At 64.8% G+C, this 21,606-nt stretch carries 24 protein-coding genes and 2 pseudogenes; 12 read left to right on the forward strand and 14 right to left on the reverse strand.

Features of this window, described 5'->3' with window-relative positions; all coding sequences use genetic code 11:
• The first annotated feature begins 56 nt into the window (after positions 1-56).
• Genes egtA through egtE form a run of 5 tightly spaced genes read left to right on the forward strand, consistent with a single transcriptional unit; the run spans position 57 to position 5,365 of the window.
• Positions 57-1,328: an ergothioneine biosynthesis glutamate--cysteine ligase EgtA gene (gene egtA, locus AC4ELH_RS08145; protein ID WP_211156375.1), complete on the forward strand. Its 1,272-nt coding sequence runs from the start codon at positions 57-59 to the stop codon at positions 1,326-1,328.
• The gene (gene egtB / locus AC4ELH_RS08150; RefSeq protein WP_498883854.1) at positions 1,325-2,599 is read left to right on the forward strand and encodes an ergothioneine biosynthesis protein EgtB; all 1,275 of its coding nucleotides are present in this window, start codon (positions 1,325-1,327) and stop codon (positions 2,597-2,599) included. The genes egtA and egtB overlap by 4 nt, the downstream gene beginning before the upstream one ends.
• A complete protein-coding gene (gene egtC / locus AC4ELH_RS08155; protein ID WP_211156373.1) occupies positions 2,599-3,291 on the forward strand; it encodes an ergothioneine biosynthesis protein EgtC in 693 nt (230 codons plus the stop codon). The genes egtB and egtC overlap by 1 nt, the downstream gene beginning before the upstream one ends.
• Positions 3,288-4,253, forward strand: coding sequence for an L-histidine N(alpha)-methyltransferase (gene egtD, locus AC4ELH_RS08160; RefSeq protein WP_498883857.1), 966 nt, complete (start codon positions 3,288-3,290; stop codon positions 4,251-4,253). The genes egtC and egtD overlap by 4 nt, the downstream gene beginning before the upstream one ends.
• Positions 4,250-5,365, forward strand: a complete 1,116-nt coding sequence (gene egtE, locus AC4ELH_RS08165; protein ID WP_498883859.1) for an ergothioneine biosynthesis PLP-dependent enzyme EgtE — start codon at positions 4,250-4,252, stop codon at positions 5,363-5,365. Before egtD ends, egtE begins: the two co-directional genes overlap by 4 nt.
• Here the strand turns inward: egtE and AC4ELH_RS08170 are convergent.
• Positions 5,362-5,739, reverse strand: coding sequence for a DUF6985 domain-containing protein (locus tag AC4ELH_RS08170; protein WP_498884110.1), 378 nt, complete (start codon positions 5,737-5,739; stop codon positions 5,362-5,364). The two genes, egtE and AC4ELH_RS08170, sit on opposite strands and share 4 nt — an antisense overlap.
• Between AC4ELH_RS08170 and AC4ELH_RS08175 the strand changes: the two genes are divergently transcribed.
• On the forward strand, positions 5,686-6,984 hold the full coding sequence (locus AC4ELH_RS08175; protein ID WP_498883861.1) for a DUF222 domain-containing protein: 1,299 nt from the start codon (positions 5,686-5,688) through the stop codon (positions 6,982-6,984). The genes AC4ELH_RS08170 and AC4ELH_RS08175 overlap by 54 nt on opposite strands.
• Before the next feature lie 9 nt (positions 6,985-6,993).
• Positions 6,994-8,430, forward strand: a complete 1,437-nt coding sequence (locus AC4ELH_RS08180) for a recombinase family protein (RefSeq protein ID WP_498883862.1) — start codon at positions 6,994-6,996, stop codon at positions 8,428-8,430.
• 481 nt (positions 8,431-8,911) lie between these two features.
• Here AC4ELH_RS08180 and AC4ELH_RS08185 read toward each other — a convergent pair whose 3' ends face one another.
• From AC4ELH_RS08185 to AC4ELH_RS08195, 3 genes are all read right to left on the reverse strand, one after another.
• Positions 8,912-9,388 carry a GNAT family N-acetyltransferase gene (locus tag AC4ELH_RS08185; protein ID WP_498883865.1) on the reverse strand — a complete coding sequence of 159 codons (477 nt, stop codon included), beginning with the start codon at positions 9,386-9,388 and terminating at the stop codon, positions 8,912-8,914.
• A 103-nt stretch (positions 9,389-9,491) separates the two neighbouring features.
• Positions 9,492-10,469, reverse strand: coding sequence for a prolyl aminopeptidase (gene pip / locus AC4ELH_RS08190; RefSeq protein WP_498883866.1), 978 nt, complete (start codon positions 10,467-10,469; stop codon positions 9,492-9,494).
• Positions 10,470-10,524: 55 nt separating this feature from the next.
• Positions 10,525-10,998, reverse strand: a complete 474-nt coding sequence (locus AC4ELH_RS08195; protein ID WP_498883867.1) for an AAA family ATPase — start codon at positions 10,996-10,998, stop codon at positions 10,525-10,527.
• A gap of 76 nt (positions 10,999-11,074) precedes the next feature.
• Here AC4ELH_RS08195 and AC4ELH_RS08200 point away from each other — a divergent pair, with 76 nt between their 5' ends.
• Positions 11,075-11,539: a GNAT family N-acetyltransferase gene (locus AC4ELH_RS08200; protein WP_498883869.1), complete on the forward strand. Its 465-nt coding sequence runs from the start codon at positions 11,075-11,077 to the stop codon at positions 11,537-11,539.
• A gap of 13 nt (positions 11,540-11,552) precedes the next feature.
• On the opposite strand, the gene AC4ELH_RS08205 is transcribed toward AC4ELH_RS08200, so the two are convergent.
• The 8 genes and pseudogenes from AC4ELH_RS08205 to AC4ELH_RS08240 all read right to left on the reverse strand — a co-directional run bounded on the left by AC4ELH_RS08205 (position 11,553) and on the right by AC4ELH_RS08240 (position 16,389).
• The gene (locus AC4ELH_RS08205) at positions 11,553-12,089 is read right to left on the reverse strand and encodes an AAA family ATPase (protein ID WP_498883871.1); all 537 of its coding nucleotides are present in this window, start codon (positions 12,087-12,089) and stop codon (positions 11,553-11,555) included.
• 339 nt (positions 12,090-12,428) lie between these two features.
• The gene (locus AC4ELH_RS08210; RefSeq protein WP_498883873.1) at positions 12,429-13,160 is read right to left on the reverse strand and encodes a hypothetical protein; all 732 of its coding nucleotides are present in this window, start codon (positions 13,158-13,160) and stop codon (positions 12,429-12,431) included.
• 203 nt (positions 13,161-13,363) lie between these two features.
• A complete protein-coding gene (locus tag AC4ELH_RS08215; RefSeq protein WP_498884119.1) occupies positions 13,364-13,777 on the reverse strand; it encodes a TetR/AcrR family transcriptional regulator in 414 nt (137 codons plus the stop codon).
• 6 nt (positions 13,778-13,783) lie between these two features.
• Positions 13,784-13,843: pseudogene (locus tag AC4ELH_RS08220) on the reverse strand (hypothetical protein); the annotation flags it as partial.
• Positions 13,844-13,991: 148 nt separating this feature from the next.
• The gene (locus AC4ELH_RS08225; RefSeq protein ID WP_498883875.1) at positions 13,992-14,705 is read right to left on the reverse strand and encodes a hypothetical protein; all 714 of its coding nucleotides are present in this window, start codon (positions 14,703-14,705) and stop codon (positions 13,992-13,994) included.
• 79 nt (positions 14,706-14,784) lie between these two features.
• Complete coding sequence (locus AC4ELH_RS08230) at positions 14,785-15,201, reverse strand: type II toxin-antitoxin system VapC family toxin (protein ID WP_498883877.1); 417 nt, start codon at positions 15,199-15,201, stop codon at positions 14,785-14,787.
• A complete protein-coding gene (locus tag AC4ELH_RS08235) occupies positions 15,198-15,449 on the reverse strand; it encodes a FitA-like ribbon-helix-helix domain-containing protein (RefSeq protein ID WP_498883879.1) in 252 nt (83 codons plus the stop codon). The genes AC4ELH_RS08230 and AC4ELH_RS08235 overlap by 4 nt, the downstream gene beginning before the upstream one ends.
• 640 nt (positions 15,450-16,089) lie before the next feature.
• A complete protein-coding gene (locus tag AC4ELH_RS08240) occupies positions 16,090-16,389 on the reverse strand; it encodes a type II toxin-antitoxin system Phd/YefM family antitoxin (RefSeq protein WP_498883881.1) in 300 nt (99 codons plus the stop codon).
• A gap of 642 nt (positions 16,390-17,031) precedes the next feature.
• Between AC4ELH_RS08240 and AC4ELH_RS08245 the strand changes: the two genes are divergently transcribed.
• Positions 17,032-17,325, forward strand: coding sequence for a hypothetical protein (locus AC4ELH_RS08245; RefSeq protein ID WP_498883883.1), 294 nt, complete (start codon positions 17,032-17,034; stop codon positions 17,323-17,325).
• Positions 17,326-17,353: 28 nt separating this feature from the next.
• Here AC4ELH_RS08245 and AC4ELH_RS08250 read toward each other — a convergent pair whose 3' ends face one another.
• Positions 17,354-17,929, reverse strand: coding sequence for a TetR/AcrR family transcriptional regulator (locus AC4ELH_RS08250; RefSeq protein WP_498883885.1), 576 nt, complete (start codon positions 17,927-17,929; stop codon positions 17,354-17,356).
• Between the two features lie 97 nt (positions 17,930-18,026).
• On the opposite strand from AC4ELH_RS08250, the gene AC4ELH_RS08255 reads away from it, so the two are divergent.
• The 3 genes and pseudogenes from AC4ELH_RS08255 to AC4ELH_RS08265 all read left to right on the forward strand — a co-directional run bounded on the left by AC4ELH_RS08255 (position 18,027) and on the right by AC4ELH_RS08265 (position 19,825).
• The gene (locus AC4ELH_RS08255; RefSeq protein WP_498883887.1) at positions 18,027-18,869 is read left to right on the forward strand and encodes an oxidoreductase; all 843 of its coding nucleotides are present in this window, start codon (positions 18,027-18,029) and stop codon (positions 18,867-18,869) included.
• Between the two features lie 42 nt (positions 18,870-18,911).
• The gene (locus AC4ELH_RS08260; protein WP_498883889.1) at positions 18,912-19,091 is read left to right on the forward strand and encodes a hypothetical protein; all 180 of its coding nucleotides are present in this window, start codon (positions 18,912-18,914) and stop codon (positions 19,089-19,091) included.
• A gap of 4 nt (positions 19,092-19,095) precedes the next feature.
• Positions 19,096-19,825, forward strand: a pseudogene (locus AC4ELH_RS08265) (oxidoreductase).
• A 669-nt stretch (positions 19,826-20,494) separates the two neighbouring features.
• Here the strand turns inward: AC4ELH_RS08265 and AC4ELH_RS08270 are convergent.
• Complete coding sequence (locus AC4ELH_RS08270; protein WP_498883891.1) at positions 20,495-21,586, reverse strand: LLM class flavin-dependent oxidoreductase; 1,092 nt, start codon at positions 21,584-21,586, stop codon at positions 20,495-20,497.
• Between the last annotated feature and the right edge of the window lie 20 nt (positions 21,587-21,606).

A 21,606-nucleotide genomic window follows, 5' to 3' on the forward strand; every position in this document is an offset into this window, starting at 1 on the left:
TGATGGAACAGAACCGAGCCGTTTGAATCCGGTGAGGACCGGGAGGGGTGGTTGCCATGGCAGTACCCGTCAGGGCTGATGCGGCCCGTCTGACTCCCGTCGAGTTCACCAGCGCCGAACACGCCGCGGCCTTCATCGGAGCGCACTGCCTGGATGACGGGCCCGTCGGGCAGGTCGGTCTGGAGATCGAGGCGCACTGTTTCGACCTCGACGATCCACTGCGGCGGCCGGGCTGGGAGGAGCTCTCCGAGGTCATCGCCGCGGTGCCCGCGCTGCCCGGTGGCAGCCGCATCACCGTCGAACCTGGGGGCGCGGTCGAACTGTCCGGCCCGCCGGCGGACGGACCCTCGGCCGCCATCGCCGCACTGCTGGCCGACCGGGCCGTGCTGCGCGCGGAGTTCGAACGCCGCGGTCTGGGCCTGGTGCTGCTGGGCGCCGATCCGGTCCGGCCCACCCAACGGGTCAACCCGGGCCCGCGCTATCAGGCCATGGAGCAGTTCTTCGCGGCCAGCGGATCGGCCGAACCCGGCGCAGCCATGATGACATCGACCGCCTCGGTTCAGGTCAATCTCGACGCCGGGCCGCGGGACGGCTGGGCAGAGCGGGTACGGCTGGCCCACGCGCTCGGCCCGACGATGATCGCGATCACCGCGAATTCGCCGATGCTCGGCGGTCAGTTCACCGGCTGGCAGTCGTCACGGCAGCGAGTGTGGGGGCAGCTGGATTCCGCGCGCTGTGGCCCGATCCTGGGCGCCGACGGCGATGATCCGGCCAGTGACTGGGCGCGCTATGCGCTGCGGGCGCCGGTGATGCTCGTCAACACCCCGGATGCCGTTCCGGTGACCAACTGGGTCCCGTTCGCCGACTGGGCCGACGGACGCGCGGTACTGGGCGGCCGTCGCCCCACCGAAGCCGACCTCGAGTACCACCTGACCACACTGTTCCCGCCGGTGCGGCCGCGGCGCTGGCTGGAGATCCGTTATCTCGACAGCGTTCCGGACGCCCTGTGGCCCGCCGTGGTGTACACGCTGACCACCCTGCTCGACGATCCGGGGGCCGCCGCGATCGCCACCGAGGCGACCGCACCCGTGGCCACCGCTTGGGACCGGGCCGCCCGGATCGGGCTGGCCGATCGCCGCCTGCAGGAAGCGGCCGCCGCATGCGTCTCGGCCGCGGCGGAGCGGGCCCCGGCGGAGCTGACGGAATCGATGGCGCAGTTGACGCGTTCGGTCCAGGAGGGACGCTGCCCGGCAGACGATTTCGCCGACCAGGTGGTGACTCACGGAATCGCTTCTGCGATGAGCCAACTGGTGAAGGGCGAGCTTTGACCACACGCGAGACGCTGGCACAGCAGCTCACCAGGGCGCGGGAACGCACCTTGGGCCTGGTCGACTTCGACGATGCCGAACTGCATCGCCAGTACAGCCCGTTGATGAGCCCGCTGGTCTGGGATCTCGCCCACATCGGCCAGCAGGAGGAGCTGTGGCTGCTGCGTGGCGGCAATCCGGACCGCCCGGGCATGCTGACCCCGGAGGTGGACCGGCTCTACGACGCCTTCGTGCACTCACGGTCCAGCCGCGTCGACCTTCCTCTGCTGCCGCCCACCGATGCGCGCACGTACTGCGCGACGGTGCGGTCCCGCGCCCTAGATGCCCTCGATGCTCTTGATGCCGACGACTCCGGGTTCAACTTCGGGTTGGTGATCAGCCACGAGAACCAGCACGACGAGACCATGCTGCAGGCGCTGAACCTGCGGGCCGGTCCGCCGTTGTTCGACACCGGCAGCGCACTGCCGGCCGGTCGGGCCGGAGTGGCAGGCACTTCCGTGCTGATCCCGGGTGGCCCGTTCGTGCTCGGGGTGGACGAACTCACCGAACCGCACTCACTGGACAACGAGCGTCCGCCGCATACCGTCGAGCTGCCTCCCTTCTCCATCGGCCGAGTGCCGGTCACCAATGCCGAGTGGCGCGAGTTCATCGACGACGGCGGCTATCAACAGCAGCGATGGTGGTCGGAGCGCGGTTGGGCGCATCGTCAGGAGGCGGGTCTGACGGCACCCGAGTTCTGGGGGCACGACGGCACCCGCACCCGGTTCGGCCACATCGAGACGATCCCGGCCGACGAACCGGTCCAGCACGTCACGTTCTTCGAGGCCGAGGCGTATGCCGCCTGGGCCGGAGCCCGGCTGCCCACCGAAATCGAATGGGAGAAGGCCTGCGCCTGGGACCCGGTGGCCGGGAGCCGACGCCGATTCCCATGGGGCACATCCGAACCGACCGAGGCGCTGGCCAACCTCGGTGGCGACGCGCGCCGGCCCGCCCAGGTGGGGGCGTATCCGGCCGGCGCATCGGCCTACGGCGTCGAGCAGATGCTGGGTGACGTCTGGGAATGGACCACGTCCCCGCTGCGGCCGTGGCCCGGCTTCACGCCGATGGTGTACGACCGCTACACCGAGCCTTTTTTCGACGGTGACTATCGGATCCTGCGCGGCGGATCGTGGGCGGTGTCCGCCGACATCCTGCGGCCGAGCTTCCGCAACTGGGACCATCCGATCCGGCGCCAGATCTTCTCCGGCGTGCGGTTGGCCTGGGACGTCTGATGTGCCGGCATATCGGATGGCTGGGCGCACCGCGATCGGTGGCCTCACTGGTGCTGGACCCACCGCAGGGCCTGCTGGTGCAGTCGTATGCGCCGCGTCGGCAGAAGCACGGGTTGATGAATGCCGATGGTTGGGGTGCAGGGTTTTTCGATGAGGGCGTGCCTCGTCGGTGGCGCAGCGACAAGCCGCTGTGGGGTGATGCCTCCTTCGCGTCGGTCGCACCGGCGTTGAGCAGTGGGTGCGTGGTCGCTGCCGTGCGCTCGGCGACCATCGGCATGCCGATCGAACCCTCGGCCTCGGCGCCGTTCACCGACGGGCAGTGGCTGTTGTCGCACAACGGGGTGGTCGACCGGGCGGTGCTGCCGCTGACCGGGGAGGCCGAATCCGTCGTGGACAGCGCGGTGCTGGCAGCGCTGATCTTCCAGCGGGGTCTGGACGCGCTGGGGCAGACGATTGCCGAAGTCGGCGCGCTGGATCCGAATGCCCGGCTGAACATCCTGGCTGCCAACGGTTCTCGTATGGTGGCCACCACCTGGGGCGACACCTTGTCGATGCTGCGGCTGCCCGATGGCGTCGTGCTGGCCAGTGAACCCTACGACGACGATCCCGGCTGGTCCGACATCCCGGACCGCCATCTGGTGCACGTCTCTGACTCGCATGTCGAGCTCACCCCACTGAAAGGTTCGGTATGACGCTCACCCTGTCCAACTATCTGGCGGCCGATTCCGCTGCCACCGCGCTTCGTCGCGATGTGCGCGAGGGGCTGGCCCAGTCGCCGAAGATGCTGCCGCCCAAGTGGTTCTACGATTCGGTGGGCAGCGATCTGTTCGACCAGATCACCCGGCTGCCCGAGTACTACCCGACGCGCACCGAGGCGCAGATCCTGCGGGACCGCTCGCCGGAGATCACCGAGGCAGCCGGGGCCGACACCCTGGTCGAGCTGGGCAGCGGTACGTCCGAGAAGACCAGGATGCTGCTCGACGCGATGCGCGACGGCGGGCAGCTGCGCCGGTTCATCCCGTTCGACGTCGATGCCAGTGTGCTGCGCGCTGCCGGAGATGCCATCGGCCAGGAGTATCCCGGCATCGAGATCGACGCGGTATGTGGTGATTTCGAAGAGCACCTGGGCAAGATCCCGTCGGTGGGGCGCCGCCTGGTCGCGTTCCTCGGTTCGACGATCGGCAATCTGACGCCCGGTCCGCGAGCGGATTTCCTGACGTCCCTGGCCGAGACCCTCCAGCCCGGCGACAGCGTGTTGCTGGGCACCGACCTGGTCAAGGACACCGACCGGCTGGTCCGCGCCTACGACGACAGTGCCGGCGTGACCGCGGCGTTCAACCGCAATGTGTTGTCGGTGGTGAACCGTGAGCTCGACGCCGATTTCGACCTCGACGCCTTCGAGCACGTGGCGAAATGGAATGCCGACGAGGAGCGGATCGAGATGTGGCTGCGGGCGGATGCACCGCAGCAGGTCAGGATCGCCGGCCTGGACCTCGACGTCGCATTCGGTGCCGGTGAGGAGATGCTGACCGAGGTGTCCTGCAAGTTCCGGGCCGACGGCGTGGCCGATGAGCTGGCGAAAGCCGGTCTCCGGCAGACCCATTGGTGGACCGACGAAGCCGGTGACTTCGGCTTGTCGCTGGCGGTGAAATGACCCTCGCGCAGCAGTGGGCGGACGCCCGCCCCAAAGTCGCCGGACTGCACCTCGACAGTGGCGCCTGCTCGCGGCAGAGCCTCGCGGTGATCGATGCCGTCGCCGCGCATGCCCGCCATGAGGCCGAGGTCGGCGGCTACGTGGCCGCGGAGGCGGCAGCGCCTGTGCTCGCGGCGGGCCGGGCCGCAGTGGCGGCACTGACCGGACTCGATGCCGCTGACGTGGTCTACACGACGGGCTCCAACCACTCCCTGGACCTGCTGCTCGGCAGCTGGGTGGGGGAGCGCACGCTGGCCTGCCTGCCCGGCGAGTTCGGGCCGAACCTGGCGGTCATGGCCGCCAACGGTTTTCAGGTGCGCGCTCTACCTGTTGACGGGGATGGCCGGGTCGATCTCGACGAGGCGGCCCGCGTGCTTTCCTCCGATCCGCCGGCACTGGTGCACTTCACGGCGCTGGCCAGCCACCGCGGCGTGGCCCAGCCGCTGGCTCAGATGGTCGCGGTGTGCCGCGAGGCCGGGGTCCCGATCGCGGTGGACGCCGCGCAGGCATTCGGGCATCTGGACTGCAATGTCGGGGCCGACGCGATCTACTCGTCGTCGCGCAAATGGCTGGCCGGGCCGCGTGGGGTCGGTTTCCTGGCCGTGCGGCCGGAACTTGTTGGGCGGCTGCAACGACGCGTGCCGCCGGCGTCGTGGGATGTTCCGGTGAGCGTGCTGGCGAGCTTCGAGCACGGTGAGCACAATGCCGCGACCCGCGTCGGATACTCGGTCGCTCTCGGTGAACACCTGGCTGCCGGGCCGGATAGTGTGCGCGGCCGGCTCGCCGAGGTGGGCCGCACGGCCCGGGAGGCCCTGGCCGGGGTGCTCGGATGGCGGGTGGTGGAAGCCGTCGATGAACCCACCGCGATCACCACGCTCGAACCGACCGACGGTGCCGATCCGGTTGCGGTGCGGGCCTGGCTGATCGCCGAGCGCGGAATCGTAACCACCGCATGTGAACTCGCGCGGGCTCCGTTCGAGATGGCCAAGCCGGTGCTGCGGGTTTCACCCCATGTCGACACCACTGCCGAGGATCTGGAGCAGTTCGCCTCGGTGTTGCGGGACGCGCCTTAGAGCCGCGTGGTGTATTCGTCGCCTATCGCCGAATAGACGACGTCGTCGTACCCGCGCCCGTGGGTCATGAGTCCGTTGTATGGGCCGACTTTCGACAGCTTCGTCCCGTCCTGCCAGACCATCATGAGCCCGTGTTCCTCCTCCCAAGGGCATTCGGCCTCCATCACGACATACCTGTGCTCGTACCAATCGCTGACCATGACCGGTCCGGGTGTGACGCTCCGCCAGATGTCGGCGGGGGTTTGTGGCACACCCATCTCCTCGTCCATCCAATCCTCGCCGCCGACCGCGTAGTGGATATCCCGGTAGTAGGCGTACACATGGCGAGAGTCGGCGATCCGGTCGGCTGGCGTGAGCGTCAGGAAAGCCGCCAGGACCGCCTCTGCTGCTGGCTTATCGTGCGGTGCGACGTCGTCGTAGTGGAGGTCGACTTCGACGGCGCCATCATCATCGACGATTCCCCGCCACTGTCAGTGGATTTCGGTATACTCGAACACATGTTCGATAACGAGTTCGATCCAGCGGCACCGGGTCGGCTCGTGGGTGCGCTTGCCGATAGCGCGCGAGTCGAGGCGCGGATGATCGCGACTCGGATGGCGGCGGTGGCGGACTTGTTGGCGCAGCGCACCGCCGAACTGAATGTCGAAGGTGTGCACCCGAACTACATGATCCTCACCGGCTTCGCCCGCGCGAGCGCTGAGGTGGGTGCGGCGTTGAACCTGACCTCGGGCGCGGCCAGTCGCTTGGTTTCCCAAGCTGAGGCATTGCGGGATCGCTTGCCGCGATTGGCTGCTCTATTGGCCGACGGTCAGACCGATTGGCGCACTGTCGAAATCGTGATCACACGGACCCGTTTCGTGTCGCCGAGGGTGATGGCCCAGATCGACCATGACCTGGCGGAGCGCATCACCGGGTGGCAGTGCTGGTCGGACGGGCGCATCACCACCACCGTGGATGCCAAGGTGCGCAGCCTCGACCCGGCTGCGATCTGTGAACGCGAACACGCGACCAAGCGCCGCAGGGTCAAGGTGAGTGCGCGCGGAGATGGCACAGCCAAGATCGACGCTATCGTCACGACTCGTGCCGGATTGACCTTCGACGCAAAGCTTTCGGAAATGTCAGCCAGGCTCTGCCCGAAAGATCCGCGCAGCAATGACCAACGCCGCTCTGATGCGATCGAAGCCCTGGCTGAGGGGCGAGAGCTGTCATGCGAGTGTGGCCGCGCCGAGTGTCCGGTCCGGTCGACGAACGAGCCGTCAGAGCCGCCGGTCAAGGTAGTGGTCAACGTGATCGCCGAACGTGACACGGTCCTCGGAACCGGGACGACGGCCGGGTATGTGTGTGGCTTCGGGGTGGTCGACGCCGAGCAGGTTCGGGAGCTCGCTGCCGAAGCCACGACGAGGTTGGTGACCGAGCCGGAGGTGGATGCTGCCGCCGCGTTGCGCTATCAGCCGACGGTGTCGGTCCAGCGCTGGGTCCGTTGCCGCGACCTGACGTGCCGCTTCCCGGGCTGCGAGCACCCGGCCGAGGACTGCGACATCGACCACACGGTGCCGTTCGATCACCACGATCCGACCCGCGGCGGGCTCACGGTACCGGCCAAGTTCAAATGTCGCTAAACTACCCTCATGGCGAAAGCGAAAACTCCCGCTCAGCGAGCTGCGGTGCGGTCGGCGGCGATCTATGCCCGGATTTCCGCGGACGTGGAGGGCACCGCACTGGGGGTGGCGCGGCAGGTGGAAGACTGCCGCAAACTGGCCGCCGATCGTGGCTGGCCCATTGGTGATGAGTATGTCGATAACGATGTGTCGGCGTACTCGGGCAAGCCGCGCCGCGAGTACGTCCGGATGTTGGGCGATTTGCAGTCGGGCGCGCGGGATGCGGTGATCGTCTACAACCTCGATCGGCTGCATCGCCGCCCCGTCGAGCTGGAAGAGTTCGTGACGCTGTGCGAGTCCGCGGGGGTGCGTGACGTCGCGACGGTGACCGCCGACATCGACCTGGGCAACGATGATGGATTGTTTATGGCCCGGATCTTCGCGGCGTTCGCCGCCAAAGAATCCGGCCGCAAATCCGCCCGCGTGCGCCGCAAGCTGTTGCAGAACGCCGAACAAGGATTGCCGCACGGTTCGGTGCGCCCGTTCGGCTACGAGAACGACAAGGTCACCCTGCGCGACACCGAAGTCCAGGTGATTCGCGAGATGGTCAACCGCTACTTGGCTGGGGCGTCGATTCGGTCTTTGACCATCTGGCTCAACGACGCCGGTATCGCTCCGGCGGTAGCGAAGTCGTGGCAGACCTCAGCGGTGCGCCAAATCCTGACTTCCGGGCGTATCGCCGGGCTGCGCGAGCATCATCGCGAGGTGATCGGCCCCGCGGCGTGGCCGGCGATCATCACCCCGGCCGAACGTGACCGCATTCTGGCCCGCATGGTTACTCGCTCCTTAACCAAGACCCGGGCCCCACGCACCTACCTCCTGTCTGGGATGTTGCGGTGCGGCCGCTGCGGCAACCGATTGTTTTCCCAAGCCCGCCACCACAATCCGGACAACCGGGTACGCCGCTATGTCTGCTTGAAAGGCCCCGACCACGGCGGATGCGGGCGCCTGACGGTCGTCGCGCAACCGGTCGAGGAACTATTGACTAACGCGGTGCTAACTCGTCTGGACTCCCCGCAGCTGGCCGACGCCCTCAACGGCAAGAGTATGGCTGGCGAGCTTTACCGGGATCTTATCGATGCCGTACCACCCATGGACACGCCATCGCAGACGACCGCAGAAATGACTCGCGTCCCGTTTCGCCCGTTCCTGGGCTTTGGACCTGGCCGCTACGACGAAGTGTTTGCAGCAGGCCGACGTCGTGACGGCACGCGCGCGGCCGAGCACAAAAAACTGGACGCGTGTCCGATTGGCCGTGGTTGGAGTGAGATCGCAGTGAAGGCCAACGAGGATGAGGTCGTCGTGGCGTTCGCCGTGGCCAGTAACCAGCAGGTTCCGGTTTCAGAACCGTCGAAATCTGGATCTGCTGGCGATTCGCAATCTGACGTTGTCGGTTCAGGAACGTAGTCTTACGCCTGTGACGGATGAAGGAGCGGATTTGACAGCCGAAATGTGCGAGGGCTGGCTTTTTGCGCAGGTGCAGGCTTCCGCTCAGCGATTGACGAGTCGCCCCACTTCTATGTTGTCTCCCACGGGCCAGATCTTGAAGGCTGACATCGAGGCGTGGGCTGTAACACCGTGCGCACGTCTGTCGGCGTCAGAGTCCCGGGCCTTACGTGTTGTTCATCAGACAGGAACTCCGGAAACCTCACCAGGCCAACAGATGCCGCTTATCACATCGGTGACCAGCGGCGCTGCTCTGCCCAAGAAAAAGAGATAACTCAGCTTCGAGACGTACCGTCCCGCTTGTTGCACACTATAGGCAGTTCAGATCGTGTTCGTCAGTAGAGCTCTATTAGCCAGACGACTTGCCTGGTGCGCATGTAACCCACGGCGACTCATGGGCGGCGCGCACGCCAAAGGCAGGAACACAGTCAGTTCATCCAGTTCACCGAAAATACTTGACCAACGCGAGGCCTAGTGGTCCATTGCCTTGTTCGACAACGCAAAACCCCTTGCGCTCGTAGAGGCGCTTTGCAGGGTTGCGCACGTGGACGTTGGTACACATGGTGTCGTGACTCTTCGCCAGATCGGCGAACAGCCCGTCCAGGAGCATGCCACCGATGCCGACACCACGGAACTCTGGCGCCACAGCGATGCACAGCTCGGGCATCGGCGCACCTGCCGCATCACAGCGCAATGGCGGATTGCCGTGATAGGTCCACACCGCACCGACGCGTGTACCGCTGCGATCCACCGCGATGATCGGCAGCACTCCATCAGGCGGAAGCATCTCCAACACCTCGTCGTCATCGGGGTCAGGCAGGGGCCAATCTTCGATGACGCAGGCGTGTCGTGCCATCTCGACGATGAAGGAAGCATCGGCAGACCCGGCCGCGCGACGCAGGGTGTACTGAGATGTCATCGCGCGATTGTGGCTGACGCCTCGTGCCGAGCACACCTTGTCTTCACCGCGCCGCTCACCGGAAAGGCCCCTGTGCGAAAGGTTCGCGAGCCGTTTCGATCACTTAGCAATGAGACACCGGTGGTTCGAACCTCGCGATAGCGTCGAGTACCGCGGCACCCATGGCTGGGCTTCCTGTGTGACCGGAGTCATCGATGATTGTCAGATCAGCCTCGGGCCAGGCTTGCGCGAGTTCCCATGCGGTGCCCAACGGGCCGGACAGATCGAGGCGGCCATGGATCAGTACGCCGGGAATTCCCTTGAGGCGGTGAGCGTCTCGCAGCAGCTGCCCGTCTTCCAGCCAGGCGCCGTGGGCGAAGTAGTGGGTACATATTCGCACGAACGCCAGTTTCGCCGCGTCAAGTTTGGCGCTATATTGGGCCGGGTTGCCGAGGCGTTCGTGTGCGATGACGGCGTCCTCCCACTTGCACCAATCGCGGGCTGCCTGCTCGCGTATCGCAGGATCAGGGTTCTCCATCAGCTGCCGATAGGCCTCGACGAGGTTGCCGTCGCGGTCGTGGTGGGGCACGCCCGCGCGGAAGCGGTCCCATTCGATCGGGAGCAGCAGGCGTAGTCCGTGATAGAGCCAGTTGATTTCTTGGGGCCGCGTCATGGTGACCCCGACCAAGACGATGCCGATCACCCGTTCGGGGTGGCGTTCGGCGTAGGCGAGGATGAGGGTGGATGCCCACGAACCGCCGTAGAGCAGCCAATGCTCGATACGGAGGTGCTGGCGCAGTGCCTCCATGTCGGCCAATAGGTGTTCGGTGGTGTTGTGTGCCATGTCGGTTGTCGGGTCGGCTGCACTGGGCTGGCTGTCGCCGCATCCGCGCTGGTCGAACAGCACAACCTGAAAATGGTCGGGGTGAAACCCCTTGTGCGCTCCGCGTGGTCGTCCTGATCCCGGGCCGCCGTGAACGACCAGTGCGGGCCGGCCATCGGGGTTGCCCCTGGCCTCCCAGTAGATGCGGTTGCCGTCACCCACATCGAGTAACCCGTGGTCGTACACCTGCGGCTCAGGGAACGATCGCCGATCAGACACTCTGGTGACGTTATCGCGGCCGGCTGACGACCGTCGAATCAGCAAGGAGGAGTTCTCATTGCCTTCCGCCGATGATGCTGGTCACGGCATCGACGACCTCCGATAGCGGGCGGTCAGTGCGTACTTCGTGGGTGGCGCCTTGGCGCAGCAGTGGCTCCACCTCGGCGATGTCGGCCAGGATCTGCGTAAGCTCTTGGGCGGATTTGCCGAAGGGGTTGTTGGTGCGGCCTTCGATGCGCTGCAGTACGACGTGGGTCGGGGCGCTGAGCAAGATGATCGCGTCGAAGCGCTCGTAGAAACGTCCTTGGTTGGCCACTGTGCCCTGCACGATCAGTGGAGTCTCACGAGGTCGATCCAACAACTCCGCGATCAACGCCTCCCGCCATAACGGTTCACCCTCGACGACCTCGATCCATTCACCGTCGTCGGTATCAACGGTCGCGTAGCCGCGCCGGGCAAGGTCGGCCAGCACCGTTGACTTGCCTACGCCAGACATCCCGGTCCCCAAGACCGCCCTGTGCCGCGCCATGCGCAGCATTCAACCGCTCCCTGGGCGCTACCCCATCTGGCGCGCACAAGTCATGATCTCAGGGCAGGCTGTGACAATGGCGATCCGGCCTGTGCAGGTGTCACCTGTCGATGTCGATGACGAGGGTGTGTCCGAGCTGTTGGCTGTGGCCGTTGGTGGCGGCCAGGACCGCACCAGCCGCATTGTTGAGCAGTACCGCCAAGATCCAAGATTGGACTTGTTGAGTGCATCGATTGGATGCGATCTGGTCGGTGTTGTGGGTTACACCGTGCAGGGTGCCGAGGTGGCGATCCTGCACATAGCGACCTGCGAGAAATCTCGCCGAGCCGGCGTTGGAAGCCGCATGTTGCGGGCGGTGCGTGAGGTCACTCCCAGTCATGCGCACTTGGTTGCCGAAACCGATTCCGACGCAGTGGGTTTCTACATCGCCAACGGTTTCGTCGCCGAATCGCTCGGCGAAAAATATCCAGGTGTCGAGCGGTTCCACGTCCGCACCCTGACTGGCTGCGGAACGCAAGCTGAGAACCAGAGCACTATCTGATCAGCCTTGCTGGTTACGCGTCGCGCCCCGACCGTGTGACCGCTTGTGCGATGCGGTCTGCAACTGCTTCGGCATTGCGGTGCGAGGTGTCTATTACTTCGGCGTCGTCATGCAGCCAGTCTCGGGCCGCCTGGGCGTAGGGCTCCATGTGTTCGAGTCGGAATTCGGAAGGGCCCATCACGTGATTGCCTTCGATGCGCCGTCGCAGGGTTTTCTGGTCGGCGTGTAGGACGAAATGCCTTACGGGAATGGCATGTTCGGAGAGTCCGGAACTGATCTCCCGCCAGTAGCGCTCGACGAGCACCGTCATAGGTATCACCAGGATTCCGCCGGTGTATTCAAGCACCCGCCGAGCGGTCTCGACGACGAGGGGACGCCATGGTGGCCAATGCTGGAAGTTGTCGGTCTCTGGCAGGCCCGGCGTGATGTTCATGAGCATCTCGCCGATCATCTCCGCGTCAAACACCCGCGAATCCGGGATCAACGCCTGCACGAGGGCGCTGGTGGTTGTCTTGCCCACGCCGTGAGTCCCGTTGATCCACAAGATCATGGCTGCGACGCTAGCGGGTCCGCGACCTCGAGTGAGCCCGCGGCTGTTGAGGAGCCCGATGCCCACGCTCACTCGCCCGATACACCACTCCGGGCTCACGAATCACAGGAGCACCATGGGTCACACTCGTACGCGTGCTCGGCAGGAATAGTCACCCAGTTCTACACGCCACCAGGATTGCGCCCGACGACTCCCGCGTTGCCGAACCCGGCCCTCGATCCGGTTCCGTTACAGATAAGCAGGTAGGGACGCTGCACAAGCTGAGGCGGCCATCCTCCCTCGGGCGCTCGCTCCGAAGGACCGAACCCCTAGCCGCAGGGCTTTGCTCCTACACGAGCATCACGAATGCGACGTCCACCACGTGTAGAGCTGCGCAAGTGAAGGGCCGCGCGCATCGGCTTCGGCCACGCTCACTAGGTGATGATCATCGGTGGTCCACGCGACGAGACCTCGGCCGGCCTGCGTTGCGCACACCAAGGTGCCGGCGACCTGTGATGGTGTCGCGTTACGCCGCCAGGGGCCGGGGGAGGCGATGTTAACTGGACAAACGACGACCTCTGCGCCTTCGAGGTTCTCGAGCAGCAGGCTTTGGAGGTCGGCGTTGTCTTGGGCCTGGATGAATCGCGCGAGCGCCGGCCCCGAAGGATCTGAGCTGGTCGTGCAGGTCAACTGTGCAACCACCGGGGGAGTCGTGGACTGCGTCTGACACGAATCCCCGAAGCCTGCGGGAACAAGCGCGCGTAGCTGTGCCGCCGTGTCGACGGTGGCCGGGGGAGACGCACTCGGCACGGATTTCTCAGGCCAGAGCAGCCAGGCGGCGGCCGCGACGGCGATCATCGATGCCGCACCGACGGCGACACGCTTGCTGCGCACGCCCGACATCCGGTCAGGCAGTGCGAGCCGCGGCCACGAACGGGGGGAGTGACGGGTGGCGGCGAAGTCGTAGGACAGGCCGGTGAGTGGCCGCAGAGGGGCGTTGTCTTCTGCCTCGGGTGTATCCGCGGCGACGATGGGCAGCGGTTCAGTGTCCTCACCGCCTGCACCCGCGGCGGTATCGACCCCCCCGTGCATACCGTGGTCCTTTCCGTCTCGCGCGGTCCCTCCGCGGGCGCGCGGACTCTGGGTCCCCGGGCGCGCACCTGTCTGGCGAACCAGCATCTTCACGATAAAGCGCGTGCGTCCACGTTAACTACGCCTGAGATGAGATCCGGCGTGCGGACTCCTCATTTCATCTGACCTTCGCGGATCATCCTTGTGACCGCAGCATCCCACCGCTACGTTTGCGCGCGGTCGTACAGCGAGCCGGTCACGTGCCGCTCGACGTGCGGTCGCAACACGATCGTTCCGACGCGCAGAATCAGCGGCAGCAGGTTCGCCCACACCGGATCGAGATCGTCAGGAACGAGCCCTTGTGCTGCAAAGGTGGCGCCCTGTTGAGCGCTGATCGCATAGAGGCCATCGAAGATCACACTGCCGACCGCGCCGCCTTCGGCGAGCGCCCTGCCGATGTAATCCATCACATCGGGGTTTCTGTACATCAGCTCGGCGAAGCGCCGACCGGCATCGGCAGCGCTCACCTCCGATGGTCCGTCGAGTGCCACAGCAAAGATGGACAGGACATGCCGATCGATACATTCGATCAGTTGGTTCTTGGTGATGAGGTAGTGCTGTATCAGACCCAGGCTCACCCCGGCTGTCTCGGCGATGACACGCAGCGATGTCGTCGCAATCCCGTGCTCAGCGAAGCACTTCATCGCGGCGTCGCGGATCTGCTCCGGCTTGGTTGCCTTCGGGTGGCTTTCCGGCGGGCGGGGAGTGATCCGTCATCCATCGTCCTCAATCCTCCCAGGTGCCTTACACGCCGCAGGCGGTCCTAGTCTGCGGCGCAGGAAGGCAGCTCCGCTAGGAATGCAGCGGAATGCGCACCGCGTGATTCCGGACCTCGGCGAGCCCATCCCGGGCGTCCTCTAGGTACACGTAGCTGGTGGCCTGGCCGTAGAAGCGTGGATGCCCTGGAACCGATACGCACCCCACACGTGGCCAGTCGGGGTCGATCAGATCGGATGAGACAAGCCGATGCTTGGGTTTCTCGGCGGTGGGAAGGGCCGGCATCAGGACCAGGCCGGCCGTCGTGGGCAGCATGGTGTGGACGGTCTCGGCCACGGCCCAGGCCCGCAGGCCGGACTCCATTTCGATCCTGTTGTCAATGGCGGCATCGAGCACGACGAGCACGGTGCTGATGGGCATATCGCCGGTGAACTCGCTTTCGTCCAACTCCGGGTTTAGCCACTCGGCGTCGAACAGCTCAGCGAAGCTTGCCGCACGTTCCCCGAACAACGGGAGTACTTCTGCAGGGCTCTCGTAGTCGACCTGGAGAACGAGGAATTGAACGATGCCGACCTCGACGTCCGGGATGGTCCCCCGGGTGTCGAGGGGCGACATCCGAACGCACGCGCGCCACTCCCGACATCCCGACAACGAAGGCCAGTTGTCCGTGGTCTCGTAATGCATCCAAGCGGCCCCGAAATCGGCCCCTGACGCCTGCGCGGCCGCGTCGACGAGGTGGCCGCTGCGCTCGGCCAGGAACGTATCGAGGTCGATGGTGGTGGGAGCCAACGTAGAACTTCCTGTCCGTTATCGCTGAATCTGGGGCAATTTCATCCGAATGTAGGTGGTGTCCATGGTTAGCCCACGCCTAGTCCCAAGGATTAACAAGGTCCACGCCAGCACCGTCAAAATGGCGCGTATTTCGCGTCGCGACAATTGCACGTCGCGACGCGGCGATGCCGATGATCTGCACGTCGCGGATCTCCACCGACCGTCCGCTGCGCTGCCGGCTCGCGGCAATCGTTCCTGCAGCCTCCGCGGCCGCCAGGTCGAAAGATTGCACGCGGCCTTCGAGGTCTTCGGTGAGGAGTTGGGTGAACTTATCGTCCAGTCGTTTGCGGCGACGACTTGGCGTCAAAAGCTCTATGCCAGTGCGTATCTCAAACACTGTCACCGATGTTGTCCAGATTGATTCTGTGGGCTGGTGGTCGAGCCATTGCACCACCGCCAGGTCGGGCGTGTCTCGCATCAGCGCGGACAGAACATTGGTATCGAGCAAAATCATGATTCGTCGAACTGAGCTGGCTGGACGGACTGACCCCGCAGTTCCGGTATGTCCTCGGTCAGGCCTGAGCCTTCAAAACGCGCCGCGATACGCGACCCTAGTCGCCCCGGTGGCTCATCGACGCTTCGGACAGCGTTTCGCAGGATTTCGCGCACCTCTTCCTCTGTGCTGCGACCGTGCTGACGCGCCAGTCGCTGCAATTTAGCTTTGGTGTCATCCTCAAGTTGACGGATCAGAATCTGCGCCATGCTCCTGACGATATCACGATATCATCAGGAGGTGGGCAACGTGTCCTCACTAGACGCCTGTGTGCGGCAGTTCGCGTCATTGTGCCCCAGATTCGAATTGTCCGTTGTCAACTGAGGCAACTGCACTGGATTCTCATTTGATCTGAGGCAGATTCACGATCAGTGCAGGTCCCGGCGTTGCGAGCTAGAGGTATCCGTGTCGGAGTTGCCCAGATTCGATGAGAATCAAGCGCCCGCGGGTTGTCACTTGATCTGCGGCATCGCAGGTCAGAGGCTATGACGTGCCTCAGATCAAATGAGAACGGACACGAATGGGAATGCCCCAGACAGTTCCTTAAGGATTTTCGGCAATAGGCAACAACCCTCTCACCGAGGTCGGTGGGATGTGCTCGATGCTCGATCCAGCCGATGTGCAGGGCGTGATCGTCGGGGAGGGCCCGGAATGCCACGCGGTAAGCGCCGCGGCGCGCCACGCGCCACCCTTCCAGCTCGAAGCGCAGCGGCTTGGACATCACGTGCGGGTCCGTGGGCAGTGTGTTGATGATGAACTTGGCGATCGCGGCGGCCACCTTGTGCGGCAGCCGATCCAGCGTCCGGATCGCGCCCGACGACAGCTGAACCGTCCACGGCTGCGGATCGCTCACGTGAGCCCGTACCGGCGGCGCAGCTCATCGCCGGACACGGTGTTGCCAGCGGCATAGTCGGCGTCAGCCTGGCCTAGCCCGTCGACCACGCCGGGAGTCGTTAGCGCGTGCAGAGTTTCGGTCAGCGATTCCAGATCGTCGGCAGACATGATCACCGCCGCGACGCGCCCATGTCGCGTGATCTGGATAATTTCGTGGGTGGTGTCGGCTTCCTCGACGAGCGCCGACAGCTTGTCCTTGGCCTCACTGAGCGGCACGGTTCGTGTCCGATCCAGAACTAGTGGAGAGGGAGACATGTCGCTGACCTCGGTGCTTTCAAGTGGTTCTGGACGATATCCTTCCGAGCTGTCCGAGAAAACACGGGAGTGCCGGACAGATCCTGCAAAGACCTGAGAGTGTCCGACACCCGCTTGCCTACGCCGCCGTTGCGCGGGCTGGCGTTTTAGCGATTCACTTCGGCAAGCGATCTCAAGGACGGTCATGGGGGGTTCCGCAAATGCGGGCCTGCGCCGTAGCCGAATCTCATGGATACCCGTTATCCACGATCGTTCTGCCGTGCTTCCGAGTCGCCAGAGAACCGCCCGATCGAAGGCGACCGGGGCGTCGGCCCTTAATCGCTCGACGCTCGGTCGCGCCCCGTTCATGTATTGGGGCCATCCGCCGTCACAGTGACGGTATTGGCAGCTCAAAGGGGGGGCGGCTGACATCGGGTGGAAGGTCGCGGTGATTGATTTCGGAACTAGTGTCATCCTCGTGGCCGAAGCGGCATAACGAGTTGGAGACGCTGCTGGGCAACCTCGCGATTCCGGATGCAAGGCAAGGCCAAACCGACACCGAATCGAAGTACCGGTGTTCATCGTCTCAACTGTTGGCCGAGCGCTGCGTGCGGGGAGTCCGAGGACACGCTGGTGTAGATCGGAGTCGTCGAGGCGTGGTTGTTGCCGACCTCTTCCTGCACGAACCGGGAGATCCTGCGCGTCGTTTCGAGGGCCGCGCCGCGGGACGTCGGCGACGGCGAACAGTGCTCGCACGTCGCCGGACCACTGCTCGACGCGGCGACGAGGAGCACGCGGCGCGGGAGAAGGAACCATAAGGACGCGACGATCCTGCTTCACGCGATCGACAAGCTCGACGCGATCGGCGTGAGAGTAGGAACGACGCGGAGCTTCGCGCAGGCCGACGCGCAGCTGGAGCGCGACGAACCGCTTGGCGAAGTCAGTCCACCCGGATAGGTCCGGAGTTCCAGTTGGACCGCCCCGATCAGGGATGCGGTACGCGATTGTGGTTGGTTAAACCCGGCAGGATGAGGGTGAGCCAGCGGCTTCGCGCTGCGGGCGGCTGATCGGTCGGTGCCGCCGACACGAGCAGATAGACGTCGGCAACGGTCACGTCCGGATGGATTTCACGATGGGTTTGACCCGCCGCGATGAGTTTGGCCAAAGCCTCGCTGGCGCGCGCTTCGGCTGCTGTGTCACCGTGGTCGGCACCGAGCGCGTGTGCAGCCGATTTCACTGCGTGGTTGGTGGCCGACGCCTCCATCACGCGGCTAAGGAATTCTGCGATCTCAGTCAATGCTGAACCGCCGGCTTGTGCACGTGCCCAGCATGTTTCAGCGTCGTCGGCGACCTGGCCGACGTACTCGGCGACCACTGCCTCAACCAAGTCGGTTTTGGTGGGGAAGTGCCGGTAGAGGGTGCCCACCGCCACTCCGGCGGCCGCCGCAATCTCGTCCATGCCCGCTGCCGAACCGTGCAGCGTGATCTGCTCGCGCGCTGCGTCGAGGATTTTCACGCGGTTGCGAACTGCGTCAACGCGCTGGGCACGGGCTTGTGTCATGGGCTTCTCCGGTGCAGAGAGGTGTGAGCTTGCATCAAGGTGAATCATAGTTCATGATAAACATGAACCAATGCTCACTATACGTGAAAGGGAAGACATGACCACCAACACCACCAAGACTGCGCTTGTCACGGGCGCGTCGTCGGGCATCGGAGAGGCCACGGCCCTCACGCTCAAAGAGCTCGGGTACACCGTCTACGGGGCGGCCCGGCGCACCGATCGCCTGACGAAGCTCGCCGACGCGGGGATACGCGCGTTGGCGCTCGACGTGACTGACGACGCGTCAATGGAATCCGCGGTCGCACGCATCATCGCCGAGACCGGCCGTCTGGACGTGCTGGTCAACAACGCTGGCTACGGCTCATACGGGGCACTTGAGGATGCACCTTTGGATGAGGGGCGCTATCAGTTCGATGTGAACGTGTTCGGTGCCGTCCGGCTGATCCAGTTGGTGTTGCCACACATGCGTGCCCAGCGCAGCGGGCGGATCATCAACATCACCTCGATGGGCGGCAAGCTGTACACCCCGTTGGGTGGCTGGTACCACGGCAGCAAGTTCGCGTTGGAGGCGCTCAGTGACTGCCTGCGTCTGGAAGTCAAGCCGTTTGGTATTGATGTCGTCGTCATTGAGCCGGGAGGTATCGAGACGGAGTGGGGTGGTATCGCCGCGGACAAAGTGGAAAAGATCTCCGGCAGCGGTCCCTACGCTGACCAGGCGAACGCGGTCGCCGCGTCCCTGCGTTCGGAGGCCAACGCCAAACGCAACTCGCCACCGTCGGTGATCGCGAAAGTGATCGGCAAGGCGGTTACCGCGCGCCGGCCCAAGACCCGCTATGTTGCCGGATTCGGTGCTGCTCCACTGCTTTTCACCCGACGCCACACCTCCGATCGCGTGTTCGACTGGGTGATCTCGCGGGCCGTTGGCCTACCACGCAAGTAGCCCATCCCGACAGTCCATCGCGATCGGCTTCGGGAGCGTACAATGCTCATCCACGCGTTCGAACTCGATGCATCCGGCATCGGTCACCTTGCCTACGTTGTCTTCTTCGCCGTGGCTGGGCTGTGGCTGCTCCTGACGCCCGATGATCCGGTTGACACGGCGCCCGGTGAGCAGCCCGCCGATACCGTTGTCGGATCGGATCGCGTCATCCAGGAGCGCTGAGATGATGAGCAAGACTGCTCTAGTCACGGGCGCGTCCTCCGGTATCGGTGAGGCAACTGCGCGCAAGCTCATTGAGCTTGGGTACACCGTGTACGGAACGGCCCGCCATCTTGGGCGGCTTCAGGCGGTGGCTGGGGTGGGTGTGCGGCCGATCGCCGTCGATGTCACCGATGACACCTCCATGCGGTGGGCCGTGCGGCGCGTTGTCGCCCAGACTGGTCGCATCGATGTGTTGGTCAACAACGCTTGCTACGGTGCCTGGGGCGATCGAGGATGTGCCCATTGACGCGGGGCGTCATCAGCTGGAAGTCAACGTGTTTGGTGCCGTGCGACTGACGCAGCTGGTGTTGCCGCACATGCGTGCGCAGCGCAGCGGGCGGATCATCAACGTCACCTCAATGGGCGGGGTGTTTCATTCTCCGTTGTGCGGGTGGTACCACGCGAGCAAGTTCGCCTTGGAAGCCATCAGCGACTGTCTGCGCCTGGAGGTCAGGCCGTTCGGTATCGACGTTGTTGTCGTGCAACCGGGAAACATCGGGACCGCAGGTAGCAGCGTCACGGCGACACACTTGATGGAGGCTTCTGATGCTGGTCCGTACGCCGATCAGGCGCACGCGGGATTTGCGGTGCTGACCGCGAAAACACCTGTCAAACGTGGGTCGCCACCGTCGGTCATCGCCGATCTCATCGCCGAGGCTGTCAGGGCCCGGGCCCCAAATGTCGACGGCGGTTGAAAATTTGGCGCTCTGGCGGCCGCGCCGCGCCGGGGTCAGAATTCACGTGCTGCTGACACCAAAAACCAGGTATGCGGCGAGATTCGGTGCTCGCCCGGTGATATTCCTGCGTCGTCATCTATCCGATCGTGCTTTCGACGCGTTGGTGAGCCCGATCCGTAGGACTGCGTTAGGCACTGTGCCACCGACTGTTGGCAAGTGACACAACCCGCCCTGCATAGATGCGCGCGTCCGAGAACGGCACAATGACGCTGCCGTACTTCCCAGTAGGCAACTGTAGGGAACTCGTAATTCTCGATCCGCTGCTGCGAACCACTGACTTCGGAGCCCAGGTCCCGCGCACGCCCGCTCAGCAACCGAGAAGTTGGACACCACGCTCAAAAGTGTGATCGTCTCGGCTCTCGACGAGGTTTCAGCAGGGACAACCGGGTGGAGGTGGCCCGGCGAATCGTCGATAACGCTGCCGGTCCTCGCGCAAAGCTTTGGGATGTGCTGGTCCCACCCGACAGGATCTGGAAGCTACTCTCGGCGAACCACTTGGCAGTCCCGCCGATGACCTGGCAGAAAAATCCACCGCACGCTTGACGATGGTCGCCTACGAGGTCGCCGCCGAGGCATGGTGGCGTGAAACCTCCGCACGACCAATCGCCGATGTGGTGGACGAAGTCTTCAGTCGGCACCAAGAGACCGTGATGATGATGCCGGGGCAACCTGCCCACGCCTAGGCGCGGAACCATGTCGCATCGAGACCGCAATAGGAGCCGACATGGCCTGCCTCGGTTGTACGCTGTGGGTGGCCGAGTAGGCCGGAACGACCTCGTTGACCACGCGTGTGAGGTAGGGCCAGGCGATGTCGGGTGGCAGCCCGCCGCATAGAGGATGCAGCGAAAGATATCCGCTGCGACGCAATTCGTCGACGGCCTCCTCGACGGTATAAATGCGGTAGGCGCCGCTCTCCTCGCGCAGCTGGTCGACGGTGACGCCGCGGGACAGGCTGGCGGTGTGGTCGTTGGTGTGCCAGCTGGCGTAGGTCATCGCGTCGTGCAGGAGGTACTCGCCGAGTTCATCCCAGGCTCGGTCGACGTCGTCGGCGACGAACACCGTCAGTGGCGCGCCCGCCGGTGGCGCGCCGACGCGACCCGGCGTTCGGCCGAGTCGTTCGCATTCGCGTCGGTAGGCCTCGGCGATTACGGGATCATTGTTCTGCGCGTTGAAATTGAGACCGAAGCGGGCAGCGCGGCGTGCTGCGGTGACGGTCTTGCCCCCGTAAGCGATGTCGATGGGGCGGGCGGGGCTGGGTCGCGCGAAGATGGTGCGCCCGGTGTGTTCGAAAGGTTCGCCTTCGAGTGCGCGAAGCAGAACGGCGAGTCCGTTCTCGGCGAGTTCGCCTCGCTTGGGGAAGAGCAGGCCGAGGGAGTCGAATTCCTCGGGGCGATAGCCTACACCGAGGGTATAGGAGATCCGTCCGCCGCTGAGCAGGTCGGCCACCGCCATGTCCTCGGCGAGCCGTACAGGGTTGTAGTGCGGAAGCAGCAGTGCCGCAATGGAAATCGGAACGTTCGTTGTGCGCGCCGCGAGCGCGGCGGCCATGGTGATAGGGGAGGGGAGGAACCCGTCGGCAGATGCGCGGTGCTCGGACAGAACAACGATCGCCAGCCCGCGTCCCTCGGCCCACTCGACCATGTCCAGGGCTGCCGGGTAGAGCTGCGCCGCCGGTGCCGCCCATGCGGGCGCGCGCATGTCGAAGCGCATCGAGAACAAGGCCTGTCTCCTTCTGTCTG

This window comes from Mycobacterium shunyiense, assembly GCF_058270075.1.

What these genes read in the sequence shown, in the direction of transcription:
- AC4ELH_RS08175 (WP_498883861.1), top strand. Translation starts at nt 5,686, where the DNA reads ATGGCGAGAGTCGGCGATCCGGTCGGCTGGCGTGAGCGTCAGGAAAGC.
- egtA (WP_211156375.1), top strand. Translation starts at nt 57, where the DNA reads ATGGCAGTACCCGTCAGGGCTGATGCGGCCCGTCTGACTCCCGTCGAG.
- AC4ELH_RS08240 (WP_498883881.1), bottom strand. Translation starts at nt 16,389, where the DNA reads ATGTCTCCCTCTCCACTAGTTCTGGATCGGACACGAACCGTGCCGCTC.
- AC4ELH_RS08210 (WP_498883873.1), bottom strand. Translation starts at nt 13,160, where the DNA reads ATGCACGGGGGGGTCGATACCGCCGCGGGTGCAGGCGGTGAGGACACT.
- AC4ELH_RS08180 (WP_498883862.1), top strand. Translation starts at nt 6,994, where the DNA reads ATGGCGAAAGCGAAAACTCCCGCTCAGCGAGCTGCGGTGCGGTCGGCG.
- AC4ELH_RS08185 (WP_498883865.1), bottom strand. Translation starts at nt 9,388, where the DNA reads ATGACATCTCAGTACACCCTGCGTCGCGCGGCCGGGTCTGCCGATGCT.
- AC4ELH_RS08250 (WP_498883885.1), bottom strand. Translation starts at nt 17,929, where the DNA reads ATGACACAAGCCCGTGCCCAGCGCGTTGACGCAGTTCGCAACCGCGTG.
- AC4ELH_RS08235 (WP_498883879.1), bottom strand. Translation starts at nt 15,449, where the DNA reads ATGGCGCAGATTCTGATCCGTCAACTTGAGGATGACACCAAAGCTAAA.
- AC4ELH_RS08260 (WP_498883889.1), top strand. Translation starts at nt 18,912, where the DNA reads ATGCTCATCCACGCGTTCGAACTCGATGCATCCGGCATCGGTCACCTT.
- egtC (WP_211156373.1), top strand. Translation starts at nt 2,599, where the DNA reads ATGTGCCGGCATATCGGATGGCTGGGCGCACCGCGATCGGTGGCCTCA.
- AC4ELH_RS08195 (WP_498883867.1), bottom strand. Translation starts at nt 10,998, where the DNA reads ATGGCGCGGCACAGGGCGGTCTTGGGGACCGGGATGTCTGGCGTAGGC.
- AC4ELH_RS08230 (WP_498883877.1), bottom strand. Translation starts at nt 15,201, where the DNA reads ATGATTTTGCTCGATACCAATGTTCTGTCCGCGCTGATGCGAGACACG.
- AC4ELH_RS08200 (WP_498883869.1), top strand. Translation starts at nt 11,075, where the DNA reads ATGGCGATCCGGCCTGTGCAGGTGTCACCTGTCGATGTCGATGACGAG.
- AC4ELH_RS08205 (WP_498883871.1), bottom strand. Translation starts at nt 12,089, where the DNA reads ATGATCTTGTGGATCAACGGGACTCACGGCGTGGGCAAGACAACCACC.
- AC4ELH_RS08255 (WP_498883887.1), top strand. Translation starts at nt 18,027, where the DNA reads ATGACCACCAACACCACCAAGACTGCGCTTGTCACGGGCGCGTCGTCG.
- egtE (WP_498883859.1), top strand. Translation starts at nt 4,250, where the DNA reads ATGACCCTCGCGCAGCAGTGGGCGGACGCCCGCCCCAAAGTCGCCGGA.
- egtD (WP_498883857.1), top strand. Translation starts at nt 3,288, where the DNA reads ATGACGCTCACCCTGTCCAACTATCTGGCGGCCGATTCCGCTGCCACC.